The 24,474-nt window shown below is 48.2% G+C and carries 26 protein-coding genes; 17 read left to right on the top strand and 9 right to left on the bottom strand.

Annotated features, from left to right (window positions below; all coding sequences use genetic code 11):
- Positions 1 to 43: 43 nt before the first annotated feature.
- Together OTK50_RS14065 and OTK50_RS14060 are read right to left on the bottom strand one after the other, a co-directional pair.
- Positions 44 to 676, bottom strand: coding sequence for a GTP pyrophosphokinase (locus OTK50_RS14065; RefSeq protein ID WP_007407732.1), 633 nt, complete (start codon positions 674 to 676; stop codon positions 44 to 46).
- A gap of 134 nt (positions 677 to 810) precedes the next feature.
- Positions 811 to 1,746 (bottom strand): 1,4-dihydroxy-2-naphthoate polyprenyltransferase, encoded by a 936-nt coding sequence (locus tag OTK50_RS14060; protein WP_003150884.1) that lies wholly within the window; start codon positions 1,744 to 1,746, stop codon positions 811 to 813.
- 443 nt (positions 1,747 to 2,189) lie between these two features.
- Between OTK50_RS14060 and OTK50_RS14055 the strand changes: the two genes are divergently transcribed.
- From OTK50_RS14055 to OTK50_RS14030, 6 genes are all read left to right on the top strand, one after another.
- Positions 2,190 to 2,339 carry a teichoic acid D-Ala incorporation-associated protein DltX gene (locus OTK50_RS14055; RefSeq protein WP_003150882.1) on the top strand — a complete coding sequence of 50 codons (150 nt, stop codon included), beginning with the start codon at positions 2,190 to 2,192 and terminating at the stop codon, positions 2,337 to 2,339.
- Positions 2,340 to 2,354: 15 nt separating this feature from the next.
- On the top strand, positions 2,355 to 3,866 hold the full coding sequence (gene dltA / locus OTK50_RS14050) for a D-alanine--poly(phosphoribitol) ligase subunit DltA (protein WP_032867834.1): 1,512 nt from the start codon (positions 2,355 to 2,357) through the stop codon (positions 3,864 to 3,866).
- Positions 3,863 to 5,044, top strand: coding sequence for a D-alanyl-lipoteichoic acid biosynthesis protein DltB (dltB, locus tag OTK50_RS14045; RefSeq protein ID WP_012118762.1), 1,182 nt, complete (start codon positions 3,863 to 3,865; stop codon positions 5,042 to 5,044). The genes dltA and dltB overlap by 4 nt, the downstream gene beginning before the upstream one ends.
- Before the next feature lie 16 nt (positions 5,045 to 5,060).
- Complete coding sequence (dltC, locus tag OTK50_RS14040; RefSeq protein WP_003150875.1) at positions 5,061 to 5,297, top strand: D-alanine--poly(phosphoribitol) ligase subunit 2; 237 nt, start codon at positions 5,061 to 5,063, stop codon at positions 5,295 to 5,297.
- Positions 5,298 to 6,476, top strand: a complete 1,179-nt coding sequence (dltD, locus tag OTK50_RS14035; protein ID WP_221663915.1) for a D-alanyl-lipoteichoic acid biosynthesis protein DltD — start codon at positions 5,298 to 5,300, stop codon at positions 6,474 to 6,476.
- A 186-nt stretch (positions 6,477 to 6,662) separates the two neighbouring features.
- On the top strand, positions 6,663 to 7,751 hold the full coding sequence (locus OTK50_RS14030) for a branched-chain amino acid aminotransferase (protein ID WP_042635599.1): 1,089 nt from the start codon (positions 6,663 to 6,665) through the stop codon (positions 7,749 to 7,751).
- Between the two features lie 40 nt (positions 7,752 to 7,791).
- Here OTK50_RS14030 and licH read toward each other — a convergent pair whose 3' ends face one another.
- From licH to OTK50_RS13995, 7 genes are all read right to left on the bottom strand, one after another.
- Entirely contained in the window at positions 7,792 to 9,120 is a 1,329-nt protein-coding gene (licH, locus tag OTK50_RS14025) for a 6-phospho-beta-glucosidase LicH (RefSeq protein WP_003150870.1), read from the bottom strand.
- Positions 9,117 to 9,449, bottom strand: coding sequence for a PTS lichenan transporter subunit IIA (gene licA, locus OTK50_RS14020; protein WP_003150867.1), 333 nt, complete (start codon positions 9,447 to 9,449; stop codon positions 9,117 to 9,119). The genes licH and licA overlap by 4 nt, the downstream gene beginning before the upstream one ends.
- An 18-nt stretch (positions 9,450 to 9,467) precedes the next feature.
- Complete coding sequence (gene celB / locus OTK50_RS14015) at positions 9,468 to 10,826, bottom strand: PTS cellobiose transporter subunit IIC (protein WP_020958025.1); 1,359 nt, start codon at positions 10,824 to 10,826, stop codon at positions 9,468 to 9,470.
- A 15-nt stretch (positions 10,827 to 10,841) separates the two neighbouring features.
- Positions 10,842 to 11,150, bottom strand: a complete 309-nt coding sequence (gene licB, locus OTK50_RS14010; RefSeq protein WP_003150863.1) for a PTS lichenan transporter subunit IIB — start codon at positions 11,148 to 11,150, stop codon at positions 10,842 to 10,844.
- A gap of 98 nt (positions 11,151 to 11,248) precedes the next feature.
- Positions 11,249 to 13,204, bottom strand: coding sequence for a transcriptional regulator LicR (licR, locus tag OTK50_RS14005; protein ID WP_020958026.1), 1,956 nt, complete (start codon positions 13,202 to 13,204; stop codon positions 11,249 to 11,251).
- Positions 13,205 to 13,350: 146 nt separating this feature from the next.
- Positions 13,351 to 13,485, bottom strand: coding sequence for a hypothetical protein (locus OTK50_RS14000; RefSeq protein ID WP_369719122.1), 135 nt, complete (start codon positions 13,483 to 13,485; stop codon positions 13,351 to 13,353).
- Between the two features lie 51 nt (positions 13,486 to 13,536).
- Positions 13,537 to 14,127 carry a DNA-3-methyladenine glycosylase gene (locus tag OTK50_RS13995; protein WP_007407743.1) on the bottom strand — a complete coding sequence of 197 codons (591 nt, stop codon included), beginning with the start codon at positions 14,125 to 14,127 and terminating at the stop codon, positions 13,537 to 13,539.
- Positions 14,128 to 14,369: 242 nt separating this feature from the next.
- On the opposite strand from OTK50_RS13995, the gene OTK50_RS13990 reads away from it, so the two are divergent.
- The 11 genes from OTK50_RS13990 to manA all read left to right on the top strand — a co-directional run bounded on the left by OTK50_RS13990 (position 14,370) and on the right by manA (position 24,466).
- Positions 14,370 to 15,368: a FecCD family ABC transporter permease gene (locus tag OTK50_RS13990; protein ID WP_042635747.1), complete on the top strand. Its 999-nt coding sequence runs from the start codon at positions 14,370 to 14,372 to the stop codon at positions 15,366 to 15,368.
- A complete protein-coding gene (locus OTK50_RS13985; RefSeq protein ID WP_007407745.1) occupies positions 15,369 to 16,382 on the top strand; it encodes a FecCD family ABC transporter permease in 1,014 nt (337 codons plus the stop codon).
- A 16-nt stretch (positions 16,383 to 16,398) separates the two neighbouring features.
- On the top strand, positions 16,399 to 17,295 hold the full coding sequence (locus tag OTK50_RS13980; RefSeq protein ID WP_007407746.1) for an ABC transporter substrate-binding protein: 897 nt from the start codon (positions 16,399 to 16,401) through the stop codon (positions 17,293 to 17,295).
- Positions 17,296 to 17,397: 102 nt separating this feature from the next.
- Positions 17,398 to 17,748 (top strand): ArsR/SmtB family transcription factor, encoded by a 351-nt coding sequence (locus OTK50_RS13975; RefSeq protein ID WP_007407747.1) that lies wholly within the window; start codon positions 17,398 to 17,400, stop codon positions 17,746 to 17,748.
- 13 nt (positions 17,749 to 17,761) lie between these two features.
- Entirely contained in the window at positions 17,762 to 19,060 is a 1,299-nt protein-coding gene (locus tag OTK50_RS13970) for an arsenical efflux pump membrane protein ArsB (RefSeq protein WP_020958027.1), read from the top strand.
- A 152-nt stretch (positions 19,061 to 19,212) separates the two neighbouring features.
- A complete protein-coding gene (locus OTK50_RS13965; RefSeq protein ID WP_020958028.1) occupies positions 19,213 to 19,524 on the top strand; it encodes a PTS sugar transporter subunit IIB in 312 nt (103 codons plus the stop codon).
- A gap of 14 nt (positions 19,525 to 19,538) precedes the next feature.
- Positions 19,539 to 19,856, top strand: a complete 318-nt coding sequence (locus tag OTK50_RS13960; protein WP_020958029.1) for a PTS lactose/cellobiose transporter subunit IIA — start codon at positions 19,539 to 19,541, stop codon at positions 19,854 to 19,856.
- An 18-nt stretch (positions 19,857 to 19,874) separates the two neighbouring features.
- Positions 19,875 to 21,194, top strand: a complete 1,320-nt coding sequence (gene celB, locus OTK50_RS13955) for a PTS cellobiose transporter subunit IIC (RefSeq protein WP_007407751.1) — start codon at positions 19,875 to 19,877, stop codon at positions 21,192 to 21,194.
- 29 nt (positions 21,195 to 21,223) lie between these two features.
- Positions 21,224 to 22,624 carry a glycoside hydrolase family 1 protein gene (locus tag OTK50_RS13950; RefSeq protein WP_020958030.1) on the top strand — a complete coding sequence of 467 codons (1,401 nt, stop codon included), beginning with the start codon at positions 21,224 to 21,226 and terminating at the stop codon, positions 22,622 to 22,624.
- A gap of 19 nt (positions 22,625 to 22,643) precedes the next feature.
- Positions 22,644 to 23,525 carry an ROK family protein gene (locus OTK50_RS13945; RefSeq protein WP_020958031.1) on the top strand — a complete coding sequence of 294 codons (882 nt, stop codon included), beginning with the start codon at positions 22,644 to 22,646 and terminating at the stop codon, positions 23,523 to 23,525.
- Positions 23,522 to 24,466, top strand: a complete 945-nt coding sequence (manA, locus tag OTK50_RS13940) for a mannose-6-phosphate isomerase, class I (RefSeq protein ID WP_239033899.1) — start codon at positions 23,522 to 23,524, stop codon at positions 24,464 to 24,466. Before OTK50_RS13945 ends, manA begins: the two co-directional genes overlap by 4 nt.
- The last annotated feature ends 8 nt before the right edge of the window (positions 24,467 to 24,474 follow it).

The following is a 24,474-nucleotide window of genomic DNA, read 5'->3' as shown; positions in this document are numbered from 1 at the left end:
CTGCACATAAAAGCGGTCCGGCTGGTTGTGATGGGTCAATCGTTTAATCGACTTCTTTCTTAATCCCAAGCATCTTTTCGTCTAAATAATGGGCGATGTCCGCCGCTTCCTTCAGCTCGTCGGTCAGATGCTTTGGGACTTCGTTATTTAATTTGTAATAAATTTTATGTTCAAGACTCGCCCAAAAATCCATGGCGATGGTGCGGATTTGAATTTCCGCCTTCACATATTCCACACGATTCGTCAAATAAACGGGAATTTCAATAATCAAATGCAGGCTGCGGTAGCCGTTCGGCTTCGGATGTTTGATATAATCCTTCACCTTTACGATCTTCAGGTCCTTATGCTGCTTCAAAACCTCAGCGACATTATAAATATCGGAAATAAAGGAACAGATAATCCTGACACCCGCAATATCATGAATATGCTCTTTCATTTCCTGCGTCGTCACATCGCAGCCTTTGCGCATCAGTTTATTGACGATACTCTCAAAACTTTTCACGCGTGATTTTGTATGCTCGATCGGGTTATGCCCGTGAATCAAATTATATTCCTGGCTGATGATAGAAAACTTCGTATCCAGCTCATCTAAAGCGAATTTATAAACTAATAATTCATTTTTCCAATCTTCCATGACCGTTTTCAAATCATCCATATGGGCTGTTGACAAGTCCATTTTTTTCATCTCCTTGCTTTGCTGTCCATATATGAGACGTGTCAGTCTGCGGTCAGGTTCTTTACAATATCGTGAAGATTATGTCATAAAAAAAAAAAGCAAATGCCGGTTATGGCATTTGCCTTTTCATTTGATCAGCGGAAATAACTGATCAGGAGTCCGATGGAAAGCAGGAATCCGAAGAATGTATTGGTTTGCGCCGTTGATTTCATCGCAATAATCATGTTCATCGGCATTTCGTTTTTCACAAAGCCTTTCACGGCCTGAACGGGTTTCGGCACGCTCAGGAAGACCAGGAACAGCCACGGGCTTGTGTAACCCATGATGACAAGACCGACGATCCAGATGTAAGCGATGGCAAAAGATGCGGCCAGTATCATAACGGCCCCTCTATGCCCCATCAAAATGGCCAGGGTTTTACGTCCGCCCTTTTTATCTTCCTCAATATCACGGATATTGTTGGACAGATTAATGGCTCCGACCAAGATGGCGATCGGGATGGAAATCAAAATGCTCTGTTCATTAATTCTGCCTGTCTGAATGAAGAAAGAAATAAGGACAAATACAGAGCCCATGCAAATGCCGGAGAACAGTTCCCCGAACGGTGTATACGCAATCGGCAGCGGGCCGCCCGTATACAGATAGCCGATCAGCATGCCGGCAAGGCCGATAGCCGCAAGCCACCAGCTGCTGCTCATGCAGATATAAACACCGAGCACGAGGGCAATCGCATAAGAGCCGAGCGCCAGCTGCAGAATTGTTTTCGGCTTCATGCCGTGACGGACGATCGCTCCGCCGATACCGACGGAATCCTCCGTATCTAAACCGCGTTTAAAATCGTAATATTCATTGAATAAGTTCGTGGCGATCTGGATCCAAAGGCAGGAAAACAGCATGGCCAAAAACAGCAGGAAATCAACCTTTACGTAAAACATCGCCAATACGGTGCCGAGAAGTACGGGCACAAACGATGCCGTCAATGTATGAGGGCGGGTTAGCTGCCACAAAATGCGGCCCATGCTTTCTTTCTCGGGCGTCTTTTGGCTGCCCCCCATATTGTTTTGATTCATTTTCCTCTTCCTTTCTATTAAAAGGCTTTCACAGTCAGCCGATAACAGTAGTGTTGAATTGGGGTTTTCACGTTTTCTGCTACCTTATCTATCATAATAATTTCTTCCTCATTTCACAAGATGCGGCGCTTTATCGGCTATCCTGCCGGAAACGGCTTTTCGCCCTTCTCCATTGGGGTTCGGCACAAGCCTGCTTAAGAAAAAGCCGCCAAAATTTTTTTACCTCGTTTATATTTACGATAAGTTAAAAATCCCGCCTGAACAGCGCCTTTTTAGTATGATCATTTGCCAATTTATACATGCGTGTTTTCCATCCTTTTGTTTCTCATTCATTTTTAAGGAAATTTTAAGCTTAGGATATTAGACATATTTTGAAACTTTTTGTTAATCTAATCGTCATATACTGGTGTAATTATTGAATACGCGGGGAAGGAATTTTGAATATGATGCAAAAATTAAAACGTGCTTATGAAAATACATTGATCAAATGGACGTTTCATACGGGCTTTTATTTTCTGATATTAGTATTGCTCTTTTGGATGTATGGATTTCATACAGCGAATACCGGCACTTATATTTACAACGATTTCTAATCGGGGAGGATAACTATGAAACTACTTGATGCTATAAAAACATACGCAGACGCCAAGCCGCAGGCCGAAGCATTTCGTTCCTTAGATCATTCCCTCACTTACGGGGAATTATGGGATTTGTCGGAGCGGGTTGCGTCCGGCATTCAAAAACATACAGCTGACGGTTCGAAAGCGCCTGTCCTGGTTTACGGACATATGGAGCCGAATATGATCGTTTCTTTCTTAGGAAGCGTCAAAGCGGGCCGCCCTTACATCCCTGTCGATGTTTCCATTCCGGCGGAACGGATCGTCAAAATCATTGAAAGCTCAGGCGCAGAGCTGCTTATCAGCGTATCGGGCGATGCAGTCGATACGGGAAGCAATCTGATTAAAACCGTTACGCCCGAAGAGCTTGCAGCTGACGGAGATGCAGACCTCAGCCGTGAGAACTGGGTAAAAGAGCTAGATACATTTTACATTATTTACACGTCCGGCAGCACGGGAAATCCGAAGGGCGTGCAGATATCGGCTGATAACCTGCAAAGCTTCACTGACTGGATCTGCAGGGATTTTCCTGTGGGCGGGGGTAAGACTTTCTTAAACCAAGCTCCGTTTTCTTTTGATTTATCTGTCATGGACATTTTCCCGTCGCTTCAAACGGGAGGTACGCTGCACTGCGTAACGAAAGACAAAATCAATAAACCGAAAGTACTATTTGAAGAGCTGGAGAAATCCAAACTGAACGTCTGGACATCGACGCCGTCTTTCGTCCAAATGTGTCTGATGGACCCCGGCTTTACGCAGGAGCTCCTGCCTGAGGCAGAAGTATTTATGTTTTGCGGAGAAGCGCTTCCGGCTGCCGTGGCACAGGAGCTGTTAAACCGTTTTCCGAAGGCCCGCGTATTCAATACATACGGCCCGACTGAAACAACGGTTGCCGTCACCTCCGTTGAAATTACGCAGCAGATCATCGATGAAAATGAATCCCTGCCCGTCGGTTTTGCAAAACCCGATATGGATATCTTCATCATGGATGAAAACGGGAATAAGCTTCCGGACGGAGAAAAAGGGGAAATCATCATCGCGGGCCCGAGCGTAAGCAAAGGCTATCTCGGAGAACCTTCTCTGACGGAAAAAGCGTTTTTCCCGATCGACGGCCAGTGGGCATATCACACGGGTGATGCCGGTTATGTTCAGGATGGTCAGATTTTCTGCCAAGGACGCCTTGATTTCCAGATTAAGCTTCACGGCTACCGCATGGAGCTGGAGGAAATCGAAGTACATGTAAGGCAGTCTCAATATGTGCGCACGGCGGTTGTCATCCCGTATCAGCCTAACGGACCTGTCGAATATCTAATTGCCGCCATCGTGCCTGAAAAACATGATTTTGAAAAAGAATTCCAGCTGACAAGCGCCATTAAGAAAGAACTGGCCGCTTCGCTTCCGGCCTACATGATTCCGAGAAAATTCATTTATCAGGATCACATTCAAATGACTGCGAACGGAAAAATCGACCGTAAACGCATTGGCGAAGAGGTTCTTGTATGACGCCTTACAGCTCGTTTTTCTTCTTTATCTTACTTGGAATCCTTCTTTTGCCGACGATTATTTTAGGGCTGAACGGCAAGAGATTCCAAGGATACAACATGTTTATATCCATCATCGTATTGGCTTTGATTTTCGCGCATGATCTGCACGGCGTGATCGCACTATGTATCTTTACGCTGTGGCAGGTGCTTTTAATCAGGGGTTATCTCGCTTACAGACTGAAAGCCAACAGCGGCTTTGTCTTCAGTATGGCCGTGATCGCGTCCATTTTACCCCTGTTTTTATCTAAATTATGGCCGTTTTTCTTTCCGCCGGCGCCTCATCACCCGGTTCATAACCTGATCAGTTTCTTAGGAATTTCTTATTTGACATTTAAAGGCGTCCAGCTGATCATGGAAACGAGAGACGGACTGATTAAAGAAAAAATGCCGCTTCACCGCCTTTTGTACTTTATTATGTTTTTCCCGACCATTTCTTCCGGTCCGATCGACAGATACCGCAGATTTGCCAAGGACGAACAGAAAGTATGGACAAAGGGAGAATACGCTGATTTACTGTATACCGGCATTCATAAAATTTTTATCGGTTTCTTATACAAATTCATTATCGGATATGCGATTAACACGTATTTCATTATGAATCTGTCTCATATCACCCACAGCAAACTGTGGGGTAATGTGCTGTACATGTACGGATACAGCTTGTACCTGTTTTTTGATTTTGCGGGTTACACGATGTTTGCCGTCGGTGTAAGCTATATCATGGGTATCAAATCTCCGGAAAACTTTAATAAGCCGTTTATCAGCAAAAACATTAAAGACTTCTGGAACCGCTGGCACATGTCCTTATCCTTCTGGTTCAGAGACTACGTATTTATGCGCTTTGTTTTCTGGATGACAAAGAAAAAATGGATAAAGAACCGGATGGCCGTCTCGAACATCGGGTATTTCCTGCTGTTCATGCTGATGGGCGTCTGGCACGGACTCGCTCTGCAATATATTGTATACGGCCTGTACCACGCCGTATTAATGACCGGGTATAACTTTTTTGAGAAATGGAATAAGAAATACAAGTGGCTGCCCGCCAATCGTTTTACGGCCTTTTTAGCCATCGTCATCACATTCCATTTCGTATGTTTCGGATTTTATATTTTCTCAGGAAAACCATTTCATCACTAAAGGAGATTGAAAACACATGGAATTTAAACAGGAAGTATTAGACGTATTAGCTGAAGTTTGTCAGGAGGACGCTGTGAAAGAAAATCCTGATATTGAAATCTTTGAAGAAGGACTGCTTGATTCTTTCGGAACTGTAGAACTGCTGGTCGCCATCGAAAACCGCTTCGGCATTACAGTGCCGATCACTGAATTTGACCGTGACGAGTGGAATACGCCAAACAACATTGTAAACAAACTGACTGAGTTGAAGTAAATGAAAAAGCGTTTCTTTGGACCAATTATTTTAGCGTTCGTCCTGTTTGTCGGAGCTATCGCAGTTCCGGCTTCATGGCTTACGCGCTTCATTCCTGAAAAACGTGTCGAAGAGTCGGCGGCAGCCTTAAATCCGAATATGTTCCAGGGACTCTATCTTCAAAACAAAATGTTCGAAGACTCGAAGTATCTGCCGATTTTCGGTTCTTCCGAGCTTTCAAGACTGGATGAGTTTCACCCGTCCAACTATTTCCAAGTGAACAACCAAGGCTTTACGCCTTATCTTGTCGGAAAAGGCGGGGACCAATCCTTGATACACGCCGTGAACTTTGCGGCGCATTATCAGCAGCTGAAAGGCAAAAAGCTGGTATTCATTGTTTCTCCGCAATGGTTTATCAAAAAAGGTTCTGATGAACAGCACTTTGCACCGAATTTTTCATCACTTCAGGCATTGGATTTAGCATTTAATAACCAGATTGATCCCGCAGTCAAAAAGAACATGATGAAGCGCATGCTCCGTTTTAAAGTCGTTCAGCATGATGCCGTCCTTTCTGAATTATACAAGGGAATGATCAACGGACAATCATGGAAAGTGAAAGCGGTCATGCCGGCTGCCAAAGCTTATTATTCTCTGCTTGAGAAAAAAGATCTTTATTATTCAATGGGAGAAACCAAGGGCCCTGAACGGACGATCTCTGAAAACCTGAAAGGGAAATCGTGGTCAGAGTTAAAAACAGCCGCCGCTCAATTAGGAGAACGGAGCTCCAAGTCCAATCCTTTCTATATCGATGACGCTTCTTATAAAAAGATTAAGAAGAAAGTAAAGAGAGTGAAAGGAATCAACAAAGGAAGAACATACGCCAAATCAGTCGAATATCACGACTTTGAGGATATGCTGGACATTCTGAAAGATGCCGGCGCTGAACCGATGTTCGTGGTTATTCCGGTCAACGGAAAATGGTATGACTACACCGGCTTCCCGAAAAAAGGCCGGACTGATTACTACAAAAAAGTCACTAAGCAAATTAAAGCGAAGGGCTTTCAGGTTGCCGACTTATCCGGGCACGAATATGATCCGTACTTTATGAAAGACACCATCCATATCGCCTGGAAGGGCTGGGTGTACGTCGATAAAGCAATGGAGCAGTTTTACAAAACCGGCAAGGTGACGGTTCACTGAGCACGGTGATGACAGAATACGTAAAAACGAACACGCAGGGGGCATTCTCTCCCCTGCTTTTTATGTGATTTGATTTTTTCACAAATTTGAGGAAAACTATTGCGAATATTTGTTGAAGGTATACAATAGAATATAAATTATTTTCAAATAAGTTTGACAATAACACCAATAGGGAGACAGAACAATATGAAACAAGACATTCGTGTTGAATTGACTTCAGCCAAAAAACCGAAACCGGACCCCCATGACCTTGCGTTCGGCAGAATTTTCACCGACCATATGTTTGTTATGGATTACGACGCCGATCAAGGCTGGTATGATCCGAGAATTATCCCTTATCAGTCCATCTCAATGGATCCTGCGGCCATGGTTTATCATTACGGCCAAACCGTTTTTGAAGGGCTTAAAGCGTATGTAACGAAGGATCAGGAAGTGCTTCTGTTCAGACCGGAGAAAAATATGGACCGCCTGAACCAGTCAAATGACCGCCTTTGCATCCCGCTCATTGATGAAGAGCTTGTTCTTGAAGGCCTGAAACAGCTCGTAGCCATCGACAAAGACTGGATTCCGAAAGCGGAAGGCACTTCCCTTTATATCCGTCCGTTTATCATTGCGACTGAGCCTTTCCTCGGTGTAGCGGCATCCCATACGTACAAGCTGTTTATCATTCTTTCCCCGGTCGGCTCTTATTACAAAGAAGGCATTAAACCGGTAAAAATCGCCGTGGAAAACGAATTCGTGCGCGCCGTCAAAGGCGGCACCGGAAACGCGAAAACCGCCGGCAACTATGCATCAAGCCTGAAGGCGCAGCAGGTTGCGGAAGAGAAGGGATTTTCCCAGGTTTTATGGCTTGACGGCATTGAGAAAAAATACATCGAAGAAGTCGGCAGCATGAACATCTTCTTCAAAATCAGCGGCGAAATCGTGACGCCGGAGCTGAACGGAAGCATTCTTGAAGGAATTACGAGAAATTCCGTCATCACCCTTCTCAAACATTGGGGACTGACTGTGTCTGAGCGGAAGATTTCGATCGATGAAATCATCCAGGCGCATCGTGACGGCCGATTGGAAGAAACATTCGGAACCGGTACGGCTGCGGTCATTTCTCCGGTCGGCGAACTGATCTGGAATGATGAAAGTCTTGTCATCGGCAGCGGTGAAACCGGAGAGATCTCGAAGAAATTGTATGATACCATTACAGGCATTCAAAAAGGCGCGGAAGCCGACGTGTTCGGCTGGACGACGGAAGTCGCCTCACTAAGCGAATCAAAATAAGCAAAAAACCCGGAATCGAATCCGGGTTTTTTTACTGCTCTTATGCTTCAATCGACTTAAAGAAATGAGGCAGATGTTCTTTGTGGGCCTCAAGCATTTCATCCAGAATGGCCTTTGCCACGGAGTCTGACGGGACGAGAGGGTTGATCGTCATCGCAAGTAGCGCCGTTTGATAATCTCCCGTGACGGCTGCTTCAGCGGCGACGCGCTCAAATGATTTGATTTGCTGGACGAGTCCGCGGACAGACACCGGCAGATCACCGACGGCGATCGGTTTCGGACCGTCTTTCGTCATAACACAGTTTACTTCGACCGCTGAGTCATTCGGAATGCTGGCGATCGCGCCGTTGTTTATCGTATTGACGGGCTGGATATCATGTTTGTCGTTATAGATGGAGCTGATCAGGTTGCAGGCCGCGTCACTGTAGTACGCTCCGCCCCGTTTTTCAAGCTGCGGCGGTTTAATGGCGAGATTCGGATCTTTGTACAGTTCGAACAGTTCTTTCTCAACCTTCTGTACGACCTCGGCGCGTGTGCCCTCCGTCTGTGACGCTTCTATTTCATGCTCGAGCATTTCTTTCGTTTTGAAATAATAGCGGTGGTAGCCGCAAGGAATCAGATCGAGCGCCTTCAGGAATTCAGGCTCCCATTCCGCCCCTGAAATATTTTTCATCGTCATGGCGTTTTCCGGGTCTCCCATGGCTTCAATGACTTGATCTTTCACGCTGACGCCGTCTAAGAAAACATCTAATCCGAAGACCATATGATTCAGCCCGGCAAATTGCACTTCGATCCGGCTGACATCCACGTCCAATGCTTTTGCGACGCCCATTTTAATGCCGATCGGCACATTGCAGAGGCCGACGACTTTTGTGAGATTCGAGTAGCGGAGCAAGGCCTCGGTAACCATGCCGGCAGGGTTTGTGAAATTCACGAGCCATGCATTCGGACAAAGCTCTTCGATGTCTTTCGCGATTTCCAGAATAACCGGGATGGTGCGCAGCCCTTTGAATAAACCGCCCGGACCGTTTGTCTCCTGGCCGATTACGCCGTATTTTAACGGAATCCGTTCATCTTTGGCGCGGGCCTCAAGAAGGCCGACGCGGAATTGAGTCGTTACGAAATCCGCATCCTTCAAGGCTTCTCTCCGGTCAAGCGTCAGGTGAATCTCTATCGGAACACCCGCTTTTTCGACCATGCGTTTTGCAAGCGTGCCGACGATATTGAGTTTTTTCTCGCCTTCGGGAATGTCGACGAGCCATAATTCTCTGACAGGCAGTTCCTCATAGCGTTTAATGATGCCTTCCACAAGCTCCGGTGTATAGCTTGAGCCTCCGCCGATCGTTACAATTTTAATTCCTTTTGTCATATTTTCGCTCCCCCTTGCAGACTCACTTTTTCGTAAATCTCAACTAACTCAGCGGCCAAGTCTTTCACGGTCATGGCATTCATTAAATGATCTTGCGCGTGCACCATTAAAAGCGTCATGTCTGTTTTTTCTCCGCCGGCTTCATTTTGGATCAGTTCTGTCTGATAATGATGGGCTTCGGTCAGTTCCCTTGCGGCTTCCTGAAGCTTTTCTTCCGCCATGGCTCTGTCCCCCCGCTTTGCGGCGGCAATGGCTTCCATTGATGCGCTTCTGCCGTTGCCGCCATGCAGGATGATCTGAAAAATGGTCTGTTCCATTTTTTCATTCATGTGTTTCACTCCCTTTCTCTACAGCACGGCTTTTTCGTCTCTTTGTACGGCTGGCGCCTGCGATTGTTCAAGTTCGTTTTCTTCTTTCAGCTTTTGCGAATCCCACATTCTGAAGAACGGATAGTACACGATAAAGGCTGTGATGATGTTAATCGCCTGCATGACAGCCCCTGATATTTTTCCGCCCGTGGCAAGATAGCCGGAGAAAATCGGCGGCATCGTCCATGGGACGGCAATGCCGGCAGGTTTGGCGACGAGGCCAGTGCTCATGCCGATATAGGTAAGGACCAGTGTGACAAGCGGTGTGATAATGAACGGAATGAGAAGCATCGGGTTCATGACGATCGGCATTCCGAAAATAATCGGCTCATTAATATTAAAGACGGCCGGCCCGATGGCGAGTTTCCCAAGCTGCTTCATCTGCTTGCTTCGCGAACGGAGAAACATGGTGACCACGAGCGCCAGTGTCGCGCCGCTTCCGCCGATGTTGATCCAGATTTCAAAAAACTGCTGGGTGAAAATATTCGGAAGCGCATCGCCCGCCTGAAACGCAATCCGGTTGGCATCCATCGCTCCGAACCAGATCGGCGCCATGACGCCGCCGACTATGTTCGCCCCGTGTAATCCGCACGCCCACAAGAGCATTTGAACCGCTTCGGCTATCAGGCTTCCGCCGAGACTTCCCCCAAGAATCGAGAGCGGTGTCCCCAGTACAACGCTTACAATGTTATGAAGGCTTTCAAACGGTGTCGCTTCGACAATTAAACGCGCGCCCCAGATCAGAAAGATGACGGCAAAACCGGGAATTAAAGCGATAAACGATTTGCTGACCGCAGGAGGCACGCCGTCCGGCATTTTGAAGACGAAATTCCGCTGGATGATCAGGCGGTAAATTTCCGTCGACAGCATGGCGATGATCATCGCGACAAACAGCCCTTTGCTTCCCATGAGAGACAGCGGGATGCCGCCGCCGACCATGATTTCCTCTTTGGCGCCGGAAGGCAGAAACGGAACTTTGTACGGCGTTGCCAAGAGAAACGCCGCCAAAGATATCGCACCGGCCGATAAAGCGTCCACCCCGTATTTTTCGGCCAGGCGGTAGGCGATTCCGAAAGCGGCGACAAGACCCATGATTTCAAAGGTCGCATCAACCGGATATTGCAGTTTTTGAGACCAGGCGCTTCCGAACGTCTTTGCCATGAAATCCGCATATCCCGGAATCGGCAGGTTGCCGATGATCAGAAAAAATGAACCGATGATAATAAGCGGCATGGTGAGGATGATCCCGTCACGCAATGCTTGCAGATGCCGCTGGGAGGCAATTTTTCCGGCAATGGGCATGACTTTCTCTTCTAAAAACTGGTTCACCTTATTCACACGGCCCGCCCCTTTCTACGATGCGTTTCCGAGCTGTTCCGCTGATTTCAGAACCTCCGCTCCGTTGCATGTGCCGTAATGGACGGTATTGATGACTTCAACCGGCACTCCTTTTGATTCACCCAATTTTTTCAGCTGCGGAAGCAAATAACGGACTTGAGGCCCAAGCAGCAATACGTCCGCTTTATCAATATGCTGGTTGACTGAATCGCCTGACACCGCCCAGATTTTATATTCTTTTCCTTGTTCCTGCGCGCTTTTTTCCATCTTGGTGACGAGTAAGCTTGTTGACATCCCTGCTGCACAAACGAGTAATATATTCATGTAAAAGACCTCCTGAAAGTTTGATATTTTGTATGTCTCGATGTTAGTACCATCATATTATGAAATCGCTTTCATAACTACTCAGGCTTTTTCCGCTGTTAACGGAAAAAAGGTGTATCCCGGTCTTTCTCTGATCGTTTGTCTCTGAATACTCGTAAAACCTCCTGATAGGTTGTGCATTTTAAGAGACGGCTTACCGCGGCCGGATCATCTAACATCCCGCCGAGCCATTTGTACATATGCTGGAGGTCGGCTTTGCTTTCTTTCTCGACGCAGAGCAGGCAGACAAATTGGACACGCTTATCCGCCCAGTCAATCGGCTTCTTCAGCGTGCATACCGCCCAAAACGTCGTGTCTGTCTGCGGAACGAGCGGGTGCGGAATCGCCGTAAGATTGCCGAAACTCGTAGGAGAAATCGCTTCCCTTTCAAAAATAGAATCGGTCAGAGAATCAGAAGCGAGGCCGGCTTCTGCAACCTGCTGTCCGAGAAAACGGATGACGTCCTCCTTCGTCTCCAGATCCTGCTGCAAAAATACCAGCTCCGGTTTCAGAAAGTTCAATTGTTCCCGCTTTTCTTCCAGCATGGCGTCGATTTTTGTAAAATCCCCGCCGCCCAACAGCGTATGAACCTTTAATACGGGAACGGGCAGGTCTTTTTTGATCGGCACTGTGCTGACCACAAAATCAATCGACTCAAAGGAAAGCTGGTCAAGGCTGCAGTAATCAGCCGTTCCGACGATTTCAAGACGCTTTGCGAACCGGGAACGGAGCTTTTCTCTTAAAAGCTGCGCGCTGCCGGCGCCGGACGCACAGACAATCAGACAGCGCTTAGGCGGCCGTTCCGTCTTTCTCCTTTCAATGGCGGCTCCGAAATGAAGCGCCAAATATCCGATCTCATTCTCATGAATATCAATGCCGGTTTGCTCCTTGATCACGATTCCCGCAATCACTCCCGCTTCAAATGCGAGCGGATAATTTTCCTTTATGGCGGAGAGCATCGGGTTTCTCAGGTTCATTCCGTACCGGTTTCGGTTAATCGCCGGCTTGATGTGGAGCGCAAGACCCGCTTTCAGCTCATTGTCGTCCGTAATTCCGAGCTTCAGCTCCCGCTCAATGGCTTCGATCATGGCCTCCGTCAAACGGCTGGTTTCCCCGTCTATCAGCCTTGTAAGCTCTTTTCCTTCCAGTTGTGACTGGGTCATGCGCTTTGTCCCGAGCAGGTGAATGGCGATATAGGCGGTTTCCTGTTCGGGAAAGGTGACCGAAAGCGCCGATTCAAGCTCTTTTACGATGGCTTCCGCTGACTGATATTCTGTTTCAAGCTTAATATCATGAAGATCTTCCGGAATGAGAGATACATAGTTTTCTGTCCGGATTCGTTTGCAGGCAATGGCGATATGGATGATGAGATTGTTCAGGCCGAAGAAAGAAAGCGGGATCTTATGGTTTCGAACCTGCTTCATAATGGCTGTGCGGATCACATGAATGTCGTCTTTCGGCAGAATACCGGCCTTTTCACTCAGGAGATCAGGCTCAGGCTCGCGGTCGTCCACTAAGTATTCCGCCATACAATAACGGAGGCGGAGCTCTTCGCCGCGCAGCTTAAAGCCGTAGTTCGGCCTTGTTTCCAAAATGATGTCATAGGGGCGGAGCCGTTTTTTGACTTCTTTTAAATCAGATTGAAGTGTGGATTTACTGATGAACAGTTCTTCCGCCAAGTCATCCAGCTTGAGGTAGCCGTCGGTCAGAAGCATTCTTTTCATAAGGTAATCTATCCGTTCATCGGGAAAAATCGGCACGGTGCTGTTCTGCTGGAAATTGTCCTGAAGCCAGTTTTTAAATGGCTGTTCATTCCGGATCAGCAGCTTATAGCCGCTCCCTCTGACAGATTGAATGGATGCGCCGTGTTTTTCTACAATGGTTTGCAGTTCCTTTATGTCATTGCGGACCGTCCGCGTCGTTACCTTTACATTTGCAGCGATGACTGAGCTTGTAACCGGTGTTTCAGCAGCTAAAAGCAAGCGCAAAAGTTCACGAAGCCGCCCATGAAGCATGAGAAAAACCTCCTATCAGATCAGATGCAGACGTGAAAAATGGGCAAAAAGAATGAGGAAGGGGTAAATGTATGTAAATTCTATAATGGGGAGGATTTCAAGTCAATGCGGCAATCCGATGCCAAGCCCGTAAAAAAACAGCCGGATCAGCCGGCTGTTCGGGATGCGGACATGCGGTTCCGCTTAGATGCCTTCCGTTCTTTTATGATTTTTCTGATGATCGGATAGATGACGGGCGCCCATTTGATAATCGTTTTGAAAAATTTTTTCAATGTCTGAATCCCCTTTCTTTTACCTTGTCTTTCCCCTGTTATCAGCGTTTATAAACATGGTCAGCGTGAGACATACCGGTTCCCTGTCACCCAATAGCGCCACGGATAATCCCGGGCTTCTCCGCTGTTGTCAATCCCGATTCTCGGGCCTGTTGATATATGCTCAGGCGTAAAACCCTCCGTAATATACAGCGGCGGTTCCGTGATCATGCCGCCGTAGTCGTTCATTGAAATGCCCATCGCCTTCGTCAGTTTTCCCGGGCCGTTTGTCCACTCTCTCGGGGGTCTGCCCGGTCTCCTGCTCTCCATCAGGAACTGCCCTTCATGAGGCTCCGCCGCCCTGATTAACACGGCCTGCGGAATGCCGATGTCCGCGGCGACGACGTTCATTAATGTATGAGTGTGCATGACGTATGTATAAATGCGGCCCGCCTCATGGAACATAATTTCCGTCCGTTTCGTGCGCCGGTTGCCGAAGCTGTGCGCCGCCCGGTCTTCCGCTCCCATATAAGCTTCCGTTTCCACGATAAAACCTGAAGCCGTTCCCTCATCCGTCTCCTTCACCAAGAGACAGCCGAGCAATAAAGGGGCAAGCTCCACTGACGGTCTCTGGTAAAATTCAATCGGCAAAGGCTTTCGTTCTCCCGCCATTTGCCTCCCTCCTTTCTGAATATAGCGATTTCCTCTTTCACGTTTTTCACTTCTTTTTTACAATATAAACATGAGAGAAAAAAAGGACATTATTGTTGAACGCTCTATTGCGTTTTGAAAATCGGCTCGGTATAATATGATGGTTCAAATGAAAATGATTCTCATGTTCAATAAATACCGGACAATGATCATAAAAGTAGGTGAATTGATTTTTGAGCGATTCTGTCAGGTCCGCAAACCGTCTGATCAGCATCTTAAAAAACGGGGTTTTCTTCCTGATCGCTGTGATCGGGCTGCTTGTATCTATTTTTTTCGCCGTCTCATTCGGTGCGAAAGACATTACTTTACATACGGTTTGGTCGGCTGTTGCTGATTACAATCCGAATATAACGGGCCAGCAGATCATTCATGAATTGCGTCTTCCGAGGGTGCTCGGGGCGGCCGTTACAGGAGCCGCTTTTGCCGCAGCCGGCGCCCTCATGCAGGGTGTCACGAGAAACCCGCTTGCCGATTCGGGTGTCTTAGGCGTAAACGCGGGCGCCATGTTTGTTGTTGCGCTCAGTTTTGCTTTTTTCCCTCATTTATCATACGCCCTGCTGATGGTGATGTCATTTTTGGGAGCACTGGCAAGCACCGGCTTGATTTTCTTTATCAGTGCGGCGGGAAAAGGCAGCATGACACCTTTAAAAGTAACGCTTGCCGGGGCGGTCGTAGCCGCTCTTTTACATTCACTCAGTACCGGTGTGGCGATTTATTACGATTTAAGCCAGGATTTGGCCTTCTGGTACGCCGGCGGGGTGTCAGGGATCAAGTGGGCTCATTTACAAGTCCTTGTTCCCGTGATTGCGGTCTTCATCATTCTCGCGACATTCATGGGCCGGTCCGTCACCCTCCTCTCAATGGGAAATGACGTGGCGGCGAATTTAGGGGTGAACACGGCTCTGACGCGTGCCGCCGGATTAATGATCGCCGTCGTTCTTGCCGGTGTGTCTGTTTCCGCTGCCGGCGCGATCGGCTTCGTCGGGCTGGTCATTCCCCATATCGCGCGAAAGATCGTCGGCGTTACGTACAGGCTGATTATTCCGATGTCCGCGTTACTCGGCGCGATTCTATTGATTTTGGCTGACCTGGCCTCGCGCACGGTCAGTCCCCCGAGGGAATTGGCGATAGGCATTATGGTCGCACTTGTCGGTGTCCCTTTCTTTCTTTATATTGCCCGCAAGGAAGGGAGAGACTTATAAATGAAAGTGCAGAAAGAAACAAAAAAAGCGGCGGCGGCAGGACTCATTCTGCTGGTCATCGCCGTTTGCATTATTCTGATCGGGCTGCATACGGGCTCATTCCGGCTTTCTCCTCTCACGGTGGGAAAAACGCTGTTCGGATACGGCACGTTTCAAAGCACAACCGTTTTATTCGATTACCGGCTTCCCCGGATTCTGGTGACGATGCTGGCCGGCATCGGTTTAGGAGTGTCGGGCGCTATTTTGCAGGGTGTATCCCGAAATCCGCTTGCCGATCCGGGCATTCTCGGACTGCATGCCGGCGCTTCCTTCGGTTTGATGATGTATATCACGTTCTTTCATTCCCTGGAGGCGCAGGCGTCGATGTTCATCCCGCTGTTTACGTTTGCGGGCGGAACACTCGCCGCCCTGCTGATCGTAGTGCTTACGTACGACAGGCTGAACGGTTTTTTAACGATCCGCATGCTGTTAGTCGGGATCGCCGTTTCCGCGGGCTTCAGCGCCGTTACATTGTTTATGTCGCTGCGCCTGAATGAAGAAACTTATACATTCGCTTCCCGCTGGCTGGTGGGAAACGTCTGGGGCAGGGATTGGATTCACGTGTGGTCGCTATTGCCCTGGATCGGCATTCTCGCACCGCTTGCATGGCTTAACGCCCGCTCTTTGAATATTTTAATGCTCGGTGACCAGGCAGCCGCGGGGCTCGGCGCACACGTGCAGAGAAAAAGGATCATGCTGATCGCCATAGCGGTCGGCTTGTCCTGCGCGAGCGTCGCGATGGCCGGGGGAATCGGCTTTATCGGCTTTGCCGCCCCTCACTTGGCAAGACGGCTCGTCGGCACCATGCATCAGCATATTATCCCGATTGCGGGATTAATCGGACTTGTCATTCTTGTCGCGGCAGACACCATCGGCCGGTCATTGTTTCAGCCGAACGCCATTCCGGCCGGCGTGGTTGCGGCAGCCATCGGCGCGCCGTATTTTCTCTATCTCGTCATGAAAATCAAATCATAAAACAAGGAGTATTCCCATGAAAAAAATAATTGCGCTCGTCAGTTTCATGTGTATTTTCTTATTGGCTGCCTGCCAATCCGATTCAACACAGCCGGAGTCAAAAAAGAAATCCGGCGATCATAAAATCGCTTCGATGTCCATTCACCTGACAAATGATCTGCTGGCTCTCGGCGTTACACCTGCCGGTTCCGTCGTGGGCGGAGAATTAAAAGATTTTCTCCCTCATGTGAAAAATCAGCTGAAAGACACGAAAAAACTCGGACCTGCCTCAGACCCGGATATGGAAGCTTTACTTGAGCTGAATCCAGACAACATTTATCTTGATAAAGAATTTGCGGGAAAAGATGTGTCAAAATACAAGAAAATCGGAAACACACACGTTTTCGACCTTGATAAAGGCACTTGGCGCGATCATTTAAAAGATATCGGAAAAATCGTCAACCGTGAAAAAGAAGCGAAAACATTTATTCAAGATTACGAAGATGAAACAAAACAAGTCAGATCCATGATGAATAAGGAATTAGGGAAAAACGCCAAAGTCATGGCGATCCGCGTGAACGCAAAAGAGCTTCGCGTCTTCAGCACACGCCGTCCGATGGGACCGATTCTGTTTGACGATCTGAAGCTGAAACCGGCTGACGGCATTAAAGAAATGAACACCTCCCGCCCTTATGAAGTCATTTCTCAAGAAGTGCTGCCTGATTACAACGCAGATGCGATTTTCGTCGTCGTTAACAGAGACGACAAGTCACAGCAAGCCTATAAAGAATTGCAAAAAAGCGCTGTATGGAAAGGGCTGAAGGCCGTGAAAGCAAACCACGTCTATAAAATTGCCGATCAGCCTTGGCTTGATTATTCAGCACTGGGAAATAAATTAGCAATGGATGAAGCGAAAAAACTGTTCCAAAAATAAACATGAGCCGGTTTTGCAAAAAGTGCAAGGCCGGCTTTTTTATATTGTCGTTTACTTATATAAACATCTGCTTATATAATAGTGTAAAAAAGGAGTGAGCGCATGGAACGGAGGCATAATGCTTTAAGTTCCGAAGGGATCAGCCAGTGCCTCAAACTTCTAAGCGACCCGACGAGGCTTTTGATGCTGAAGCTTCTGAAGGATAAGGAATATTGTGTCTGCGAGCTGACAGCTATTTTTCATATAAGTCAGCCCGGCATCAGCCAGCACTTGCAGAAATTAAAGAACGCCGGCCTTGTGCGGGAAAGACGCGAGGGTCAGTGGCGGTACTATGCCATTCATCCGTCCGGTCCGGAATACGCGCTGGTTTGCTCGATTCTGCAGCAGATAGATGAAAAGGACGAAGTTTTACAGACATTGCGGCAAAAAGAAGTCACTGTTACATGCCGGTAAGGGGGATATATTCTTGGGAGTTGCGGTTTTATCAGCGCTGATTTTTGTGCTGACACTTGTGTTTGTCATATGGCAGCCGAAACATGTATCAATCGGCTGGTCTGCCTGCGGCGGGGCGGTCCTCGCTTTGATCGCCGGAGCAGTCAGCCTGCACGATATCGCGGAAGTGACGGGAATCGTCTGGAATGCGACACTTGCCTTTATCGCCATTATCATCATTTCATTGATTCTTGACAGTATCGGTTTTTTCGAGTGGGCCGCGCTGCATATGGCCATGGCGGCCAAAGGCAGCGGGCTGCGGATGTTTCTCTATGTGTCGGTCTTAGGGGCTGTAGTCTCCGCCCTGTTTGCCAATGACGGAGCGGCGCTCATTTTGACGCCGATCGTACTGGCGATGGTGCGGGCTTTGAATTTACCTGAAAAGCTGATTTTTCCGTTTATTATCGCCGGAGGATTCATAGCCGACACCACCTCGCTTCCGCTCGTTGTAAGCAATTTGGTCAATATTGTATCCGCCGATTACTTTCATATCGGGTACATTGAATATGCATCACGCATGCTGGTGCCCAACCTTTTTTCTCTGGCGGCAAGCATTTTGGTGCTGTATCTCTATTTCAGAAAAAACATTCCGAAACGGTATGACACCGGTCTTGTGAAACATCCGGCATCCGCGATTAAGGATGAACGCCTTTTCCGGTTATCGTGGGCTGTGCTGGCCGTTTTATTGATCGGATATTTCGTCAGCGAACTGCTGTCGATACCCGTTTCCTTCGTTGCCGGCTCCATCGCGGTCATTTTTCTCATTCTGGCCCAGCGAAGCCCCGCCGTCCCTGCGAAACAAGTCATCAAGGACGCCCCGTGGGCCATCGTGTTTTTTTCTGTCGGCATGTATGTTGTCGTGTACGGCTTGCGGAATGCCGGACTGACGGATCTTCTTTCTCAGCTTATACAGAAAGCGGCGGATCACGGTTTGTTTGCGGGCACACTCGGAATGGGGTTTATCGCGGCGATCCTCTCCTCCGTTATGAATAACCTGCCGACGGTGATGATTGACGCCATAGCCATCAGCGGAACGGACACTCACGGGCTGATGAGAGAAGCATTGATTTACGCGAATGTTATCGGTTCGGACCTCGGGCCGAAAATCACGCCGATCGGGTCGCTGGCGACGTTGTTATGGCTCCACGTGCTGAGCCGGAAAAACGTGAAAATTTCCTGGGGAATGTATTTCAAGACAGGTCTGATATTAACCATTCCGACGTTATTCATCACCTTGATCGGACTTTATTTATGGCTGTTATGGCTCGCTTGAGATGAAAAACCTTTTAAGTTGAATCTTAAAAGGTTTTTTTGTGTCAAAAATCCGAAAAGTAAAACTTTATATTTTAAAAGTATAGACATTTAATTTCAAAAGATTATAATATTCATGAAAACGTTTTAACTTTACGAAAGAAGGGATTCCTCATGAAAAGAATTTTATTAGCCTGCAGCTCAGGCATGTCCACCAGCCTTCTTGTTACGAAAATGCAGAATTACGCCCGCTCCATCGGTGAGGAAGCCGAGATTTGGGCAGTCGGACAGGATAAAGCAAAAGAAGCGATGAAAGACGCAGACGTCGTACTGATCGGCCCGCAGATGAGTTTTTTAAAAGGTGAGCTTCAAAAAGATGCGGACCCGCTTCACATCACCGTTGATGTGATTGACATGATGGCTTACGGCATGGGAGACGGCAAAAAAGCATACGAACAGGCCGTTGCCTTGATAGAGAACAAATAAAGGAGGCGATAAGCATGAAAACGTACACGGATGAACAGATCAGTTTTCAGCTGATTCTTCACAGCGGCAATGCCCGCAGCAATATTATTCAATCGATACGCGCTTATAAAGACGGCCGGACAGATGAGTCAGACACCTTTCTGACAAAGGCTGAAGAAGAACTGGGGAAAGCGCACGACATCCATTTTCAGATGATTCAAAAAGAAGCCGGCGGCGCCAAAACGGATGTCTCTCTGCTTTTTATGCATGCTGAAGATCACTTAATGTCAGCGCTTTCAATGAAAGAGCTCGTCAAAGAAATGCTCGACTTATTTCAATCAAAGAATTTATAAAAAGCCGGGGGTGAAGACGTGTTTGAGAAAATCAGCCAATTCCTTGTTCCGATTGCGGGCAAATTAAACAATAACCGCTACTTGCAAGTCTTACGGGATGCTTTTATGCTGGCGTTTCCGCTGACCATTTTCGGTTCGGTGTTCGTCGTGCTGACGAACCTGCCGTTTTTAAACAAAATCATGAGCAGCTCCGCCCTGTCTGTCTTTCAATCCGGATTTGGCGGCGCTTCGACGGCGACGATGGGGATTATGTCCATTTTTGTCGTCTTCGGGATCGGCTATTACCTTTCCAAAAGCTACGAAGTGGAGGCCGTATTCGGCGGAGCGATCGCATTGGTTTCTTTCCTGCTGCTCACCCCGTTCGTTTCAGAGCCGGAAACGGGCAAAGCGGTCGCAGGCGTCATTCCGGTTGACCGGCTTGGAGCAAAAGGGATGTTTCTCGGCATGATGACCGCGTTTTTGTCAGGTGAAATCTACAGAAGAATCGTTCAGAGAAACTTAACGATTAAGATGCCTGCCGGTGTTCCTCCGGCTGTTGCTAAATCGTTCGCCGCATTGATTCCGGCTTTTATCACGCTTACCGTCTTCCTCTTGATCAATGCGGCTGTCACCCAGATCTTTCACACCAATCTGCATGATGTCATTTATCATACGGTTCAAGCCCCGCTTGTCGGACTTGGAAGCGGCATCATTCCTACATTAATCGCTGTTTTCTTTATTCAGATTTTATGGTTTTTCGGACTTCACGGACAAATCATTATCAATTCCGTGATGGACCCGATTTGGAATACATTACAGGTCGAAAATTTGGCAGCGTATACAGCGGGAAAAGAGATTCCCCATATTATTTCTAAGCCGTTTATGGAGATTTACACCGTCGGAATGGGCGGAACCGGAATGACATTGGCCATAGTGATCGCCATCTTGCTTTTTATGAAAAGCAAACAGATGAAACAGATATCCAAACTCGGTCTCGCGCCGGGCATTTTCAACGTCAATGAGCCGGTTATTTTCGGTTTGCCGATCGTGATGAACCCGATCATTATCATTCCGTGGGTGATCGCGCCGATGGTTGTCACCCTTGTCACCTACCTGGCCATGTCGGCGGGGATCGTGCCCCCTCCCACCGGCGTGACTGTGCCTTGGACCGTCCCCCTTTTCATTAACGGGATTATGGCGACCAATTCCGTCATGGGCGGCATTATGCAGCTGGTCAACCTCTGTATTGTGTTTGTCATCTGGTTCCCGTTTCTTAAAGCGCTGGACAAATTAAACATGGCAAAGGAAAAAGAAGCTGAGACCGAGCAGCATGCCCGGGATGACAGCATGAGTATGTAATCAAAATCGCAGTAAGGGAGAGAAATCAATTGACTGAATCAAATATTCAATATCGTTTTCCGGAAGGATTCTGGTGGGGGTCTTCCGCCTCCGCCACCCAAACAGAAGGCGCCGCTGACAGAGATGGAAAAAGCCAAAACATATGGGATTACTGGTATGAAAAAGAGCCGAGCCGTTTTTTTAACGGTGTCGGCCCCGGCGACACGTCACGTTTTTATGATCAATACAAGGAGGATATCCGGCTGATGAAAGAAATCGGCCATAACTCCTTCCGGCTGTCTATTTCCTGGTCAAGATTGATTCCGGACGGAACTGGCGAGGTCAATCAGAAAGCGGTCGCGTTTTATCAGGACGTCATCGATGAAATGCTTGCCCATCGCATTGAGCCGTTTGTCAATTTGTTTCACTTTGACATGCCGCTCGCCCTTCAGCGTAAGGGGGGCTGGGTCAGCCGGAACACCGTTGACGCGTTTGAACATTACGCCAAAACCTGCTTTTCGCTATTCGGTGACAAGGTGAAAAAATGGTTCACTCACAACGAGCCGATTGTGCCGATTGAAGGCGGCTACTTATACGACTTTCACTACCCGAATCACGTTAATTTTCAAGAAGCGGTGCAGGCCGGCTTCCATACCCTGCTGTCGAATGCAAGGGCTGTCAAAGCCTACAGAGAATTGAAACAGGATGGACAAATCGGAATCATTCTGAATCTGACGCCTTCTTATCCGAGAAGCTCACATCCTGAAGATATCAAAGCGTCCCGGATTGCCGACGCCTTTTTCAACCGTTCATTTTTAGATCCCGCCGTAAAGGGCGAATTTCCTGAGGAGCTTGTCGAGATTCTCAAGGCGGAAGGCTTTCTGCCGCATTATGAGAAAGAAGATCTCCGCCTCATTCAGGAGCATACGGTCGACCTGTTAGGCGTGAACTACTACCAGCCGAGGCGCGTCAAGGCAAAAGAACATGTTCCGAATCCGCATGCCCCTTTCCTGCCTGAGCGTTTCTTCGACCCGTATGTCATGCCCGGCCGGAAAATGAACCCTCACCGCGGGTGGGAAATTTATGAAAAAGGAATCTACGACATTCTCACCAATCTCAGAGAACATTACGGAAATATCGAGTGTTTTATTTCTGAGAACGGCATGGGGGTAGAAGGCGAGGAACGCTTCCGCGATGAAAACGGCATCATTCAGGATGATTACAGGATTGAATTTATCCAGGAACATCTCAAATGGGTGCATCGGGCCATCGGAGAAGGTTCAAATGTAAAAGGCTATCACCTGTGGACTTTCATGGACAACTGGTCTTGGACAAATGCTTATAAAAACCGCTACGGCTTTGTATCTGTCAATCTGGAAAACGGGGGCGAACGGACCGTCAAAAAAAGCGGCCGCTGGTTCAAATCCGTTTCCGATCAAAACGGATTTTAACAGATGAGGAGGGACGGCCATGCTTGGAGGTATTGAAGCCGGCGGCACGAAATTTGTCTGTGCCGCCGGACAAAGAGACGGCACCATTCTGGACAGAGTAGAGTTTCCGACGGGAGAACCGGATGACACACTCAGACAGGTCATCCGTTACTTTAAAGATTTCCCGATAGAAGCCATCGGCATCGGGTCGTTCGGACCGATTGATATCCGTCCTGACAGTCAAACATACGGGTGCATCACCGCGACGCCAAAGACAGCCTGGCGGAACTGCCCTATTCTTCAAACGATCAAAAGCGCTCTGGGTATTCCCGCAGGCTTCACCACCGACGTTAATGCGGCGGCGCTCGGAGAAGCTTCTTTCGGCGCGGCCAAAAACGCGGACAGCTGCCTCTATTTGACGGTCGGCACAGGCATCGGCGCGGGCGCCATCATGAACGGCAGATTTGTTCAAGGGCTGTCTCATCCTGAAATGGGCCACATTTATGTCAGAAGACATCCGGACGACGGCTACAAAGGCAATTGCCCATACCATACAGATTGTCTGGAAGGCCTCGCGGCAGGCCCCGCCATTGAGAAACGCTGGGGGAAAAAAGCATTTTTGCTCACGGATCAGCAGGAAGTGTGGGAGCTTGAGGGCTATTATATTGCCGAAGCGCTTGTGCAGTATATTCTCATACTTTCGCCGGAAAAGATCATTCTCGGCGGGGGCGTCATGAAGCAGCGGCAGCTGTTCTCTTCTATCCGTCAGCACGTGAAAAAGCGGCTGAATCAATATATTGATCTGCCTGATATTGAAAAATACATCGTTCCCCCTCAATTAGGGATTCACTCCGGCGCGGCCGGTTCGCTCGTATTGGCGGAGCAGGCCTTAGAAGCGGCAAACCGGGAGGCCGGAAAATGACGAAACTCTTATTTTTGGAACCGGTTTTTAAAGAAAGATTATGGGGCGGGACGAAGCTGCGCGATACATTCGGGTATGAGATTCCTTCTGAGCGGACGGGAGAGTGCTGGGCGATTTCAGCTCATCCGCACGGCACATCCATTGTGCGGAACGGGCCTTTTTCCGGAACATCATTACAGCGTCTCTGGAGTGAACACCCTGACCTGTTCGGACATCCGAAAGAAGAGGCTTTTCCCCTGCTCACAAAAATTCTTGACGCAAATATGGACTTATCCGTACAGGTTCATCCGGATGACGCATATGCACATCGGCATGAAAACGGAGAACTCGGAAAAACGGAATGCTGGTACGTGTTGGACTGCAAAAAAGACGCGGAGCTCATTTTAGGGCATCGCGCCCAAACGAGAGAAGACTTCGTTCGGCTCATTGAACGAAACGAGTGGGATCACCTGCTCCGCCGCATCCCCATTAAGCCCGGCGACTTTTTCTATGTCCCGAGCGGCACACTGCACGCTTTATGTGAAGGTACCCTCGTTCTTGAAATCCAGCAAAGCTCTGATGCCACCTATCGGCTTTACGACTATGACCGGACGGATGGGAACGGGAATAAACGCGAGCTTCATCTTCAGAAAGCAATTGACGTAACAGAGATTCCGCATACCGATGAAAAAGTAAAAAGCACAAAGCATCGGATCGGAGATGCTCTCATTACAATACTCGCAGAGACACCGTTCTTTTCAGTTTATCAATGGAATGTGAGCGGGAAAGCATCATTCCCCGCCCCCGGCCGGTATTTACTCGCAAGCGTCATTAAAGGACGCGGAGAACTGGATGGATGCCCCATTCACAAAGGCGATCACTTTATCGTGCCGGCGGATTCCGGAGATTTTGTTATAGAAGGAGATTGTGAGGTTATCGTTTCACATCCTTCATCACCCTAAAAATCAGG

Origin of the sequence: Bacillus sp. NEAU-CP5, assembly GCF_026420705.1 — a bacterium.
Classification (GTDB): Bacteria; Bacillota; Bacilli; order Bacillales; family Bacillaceae; genus Bacillus; species Bacillus velezensis.
This window is presented reverse-complemented; position numbering and strand designations above follow the sequence as displayed.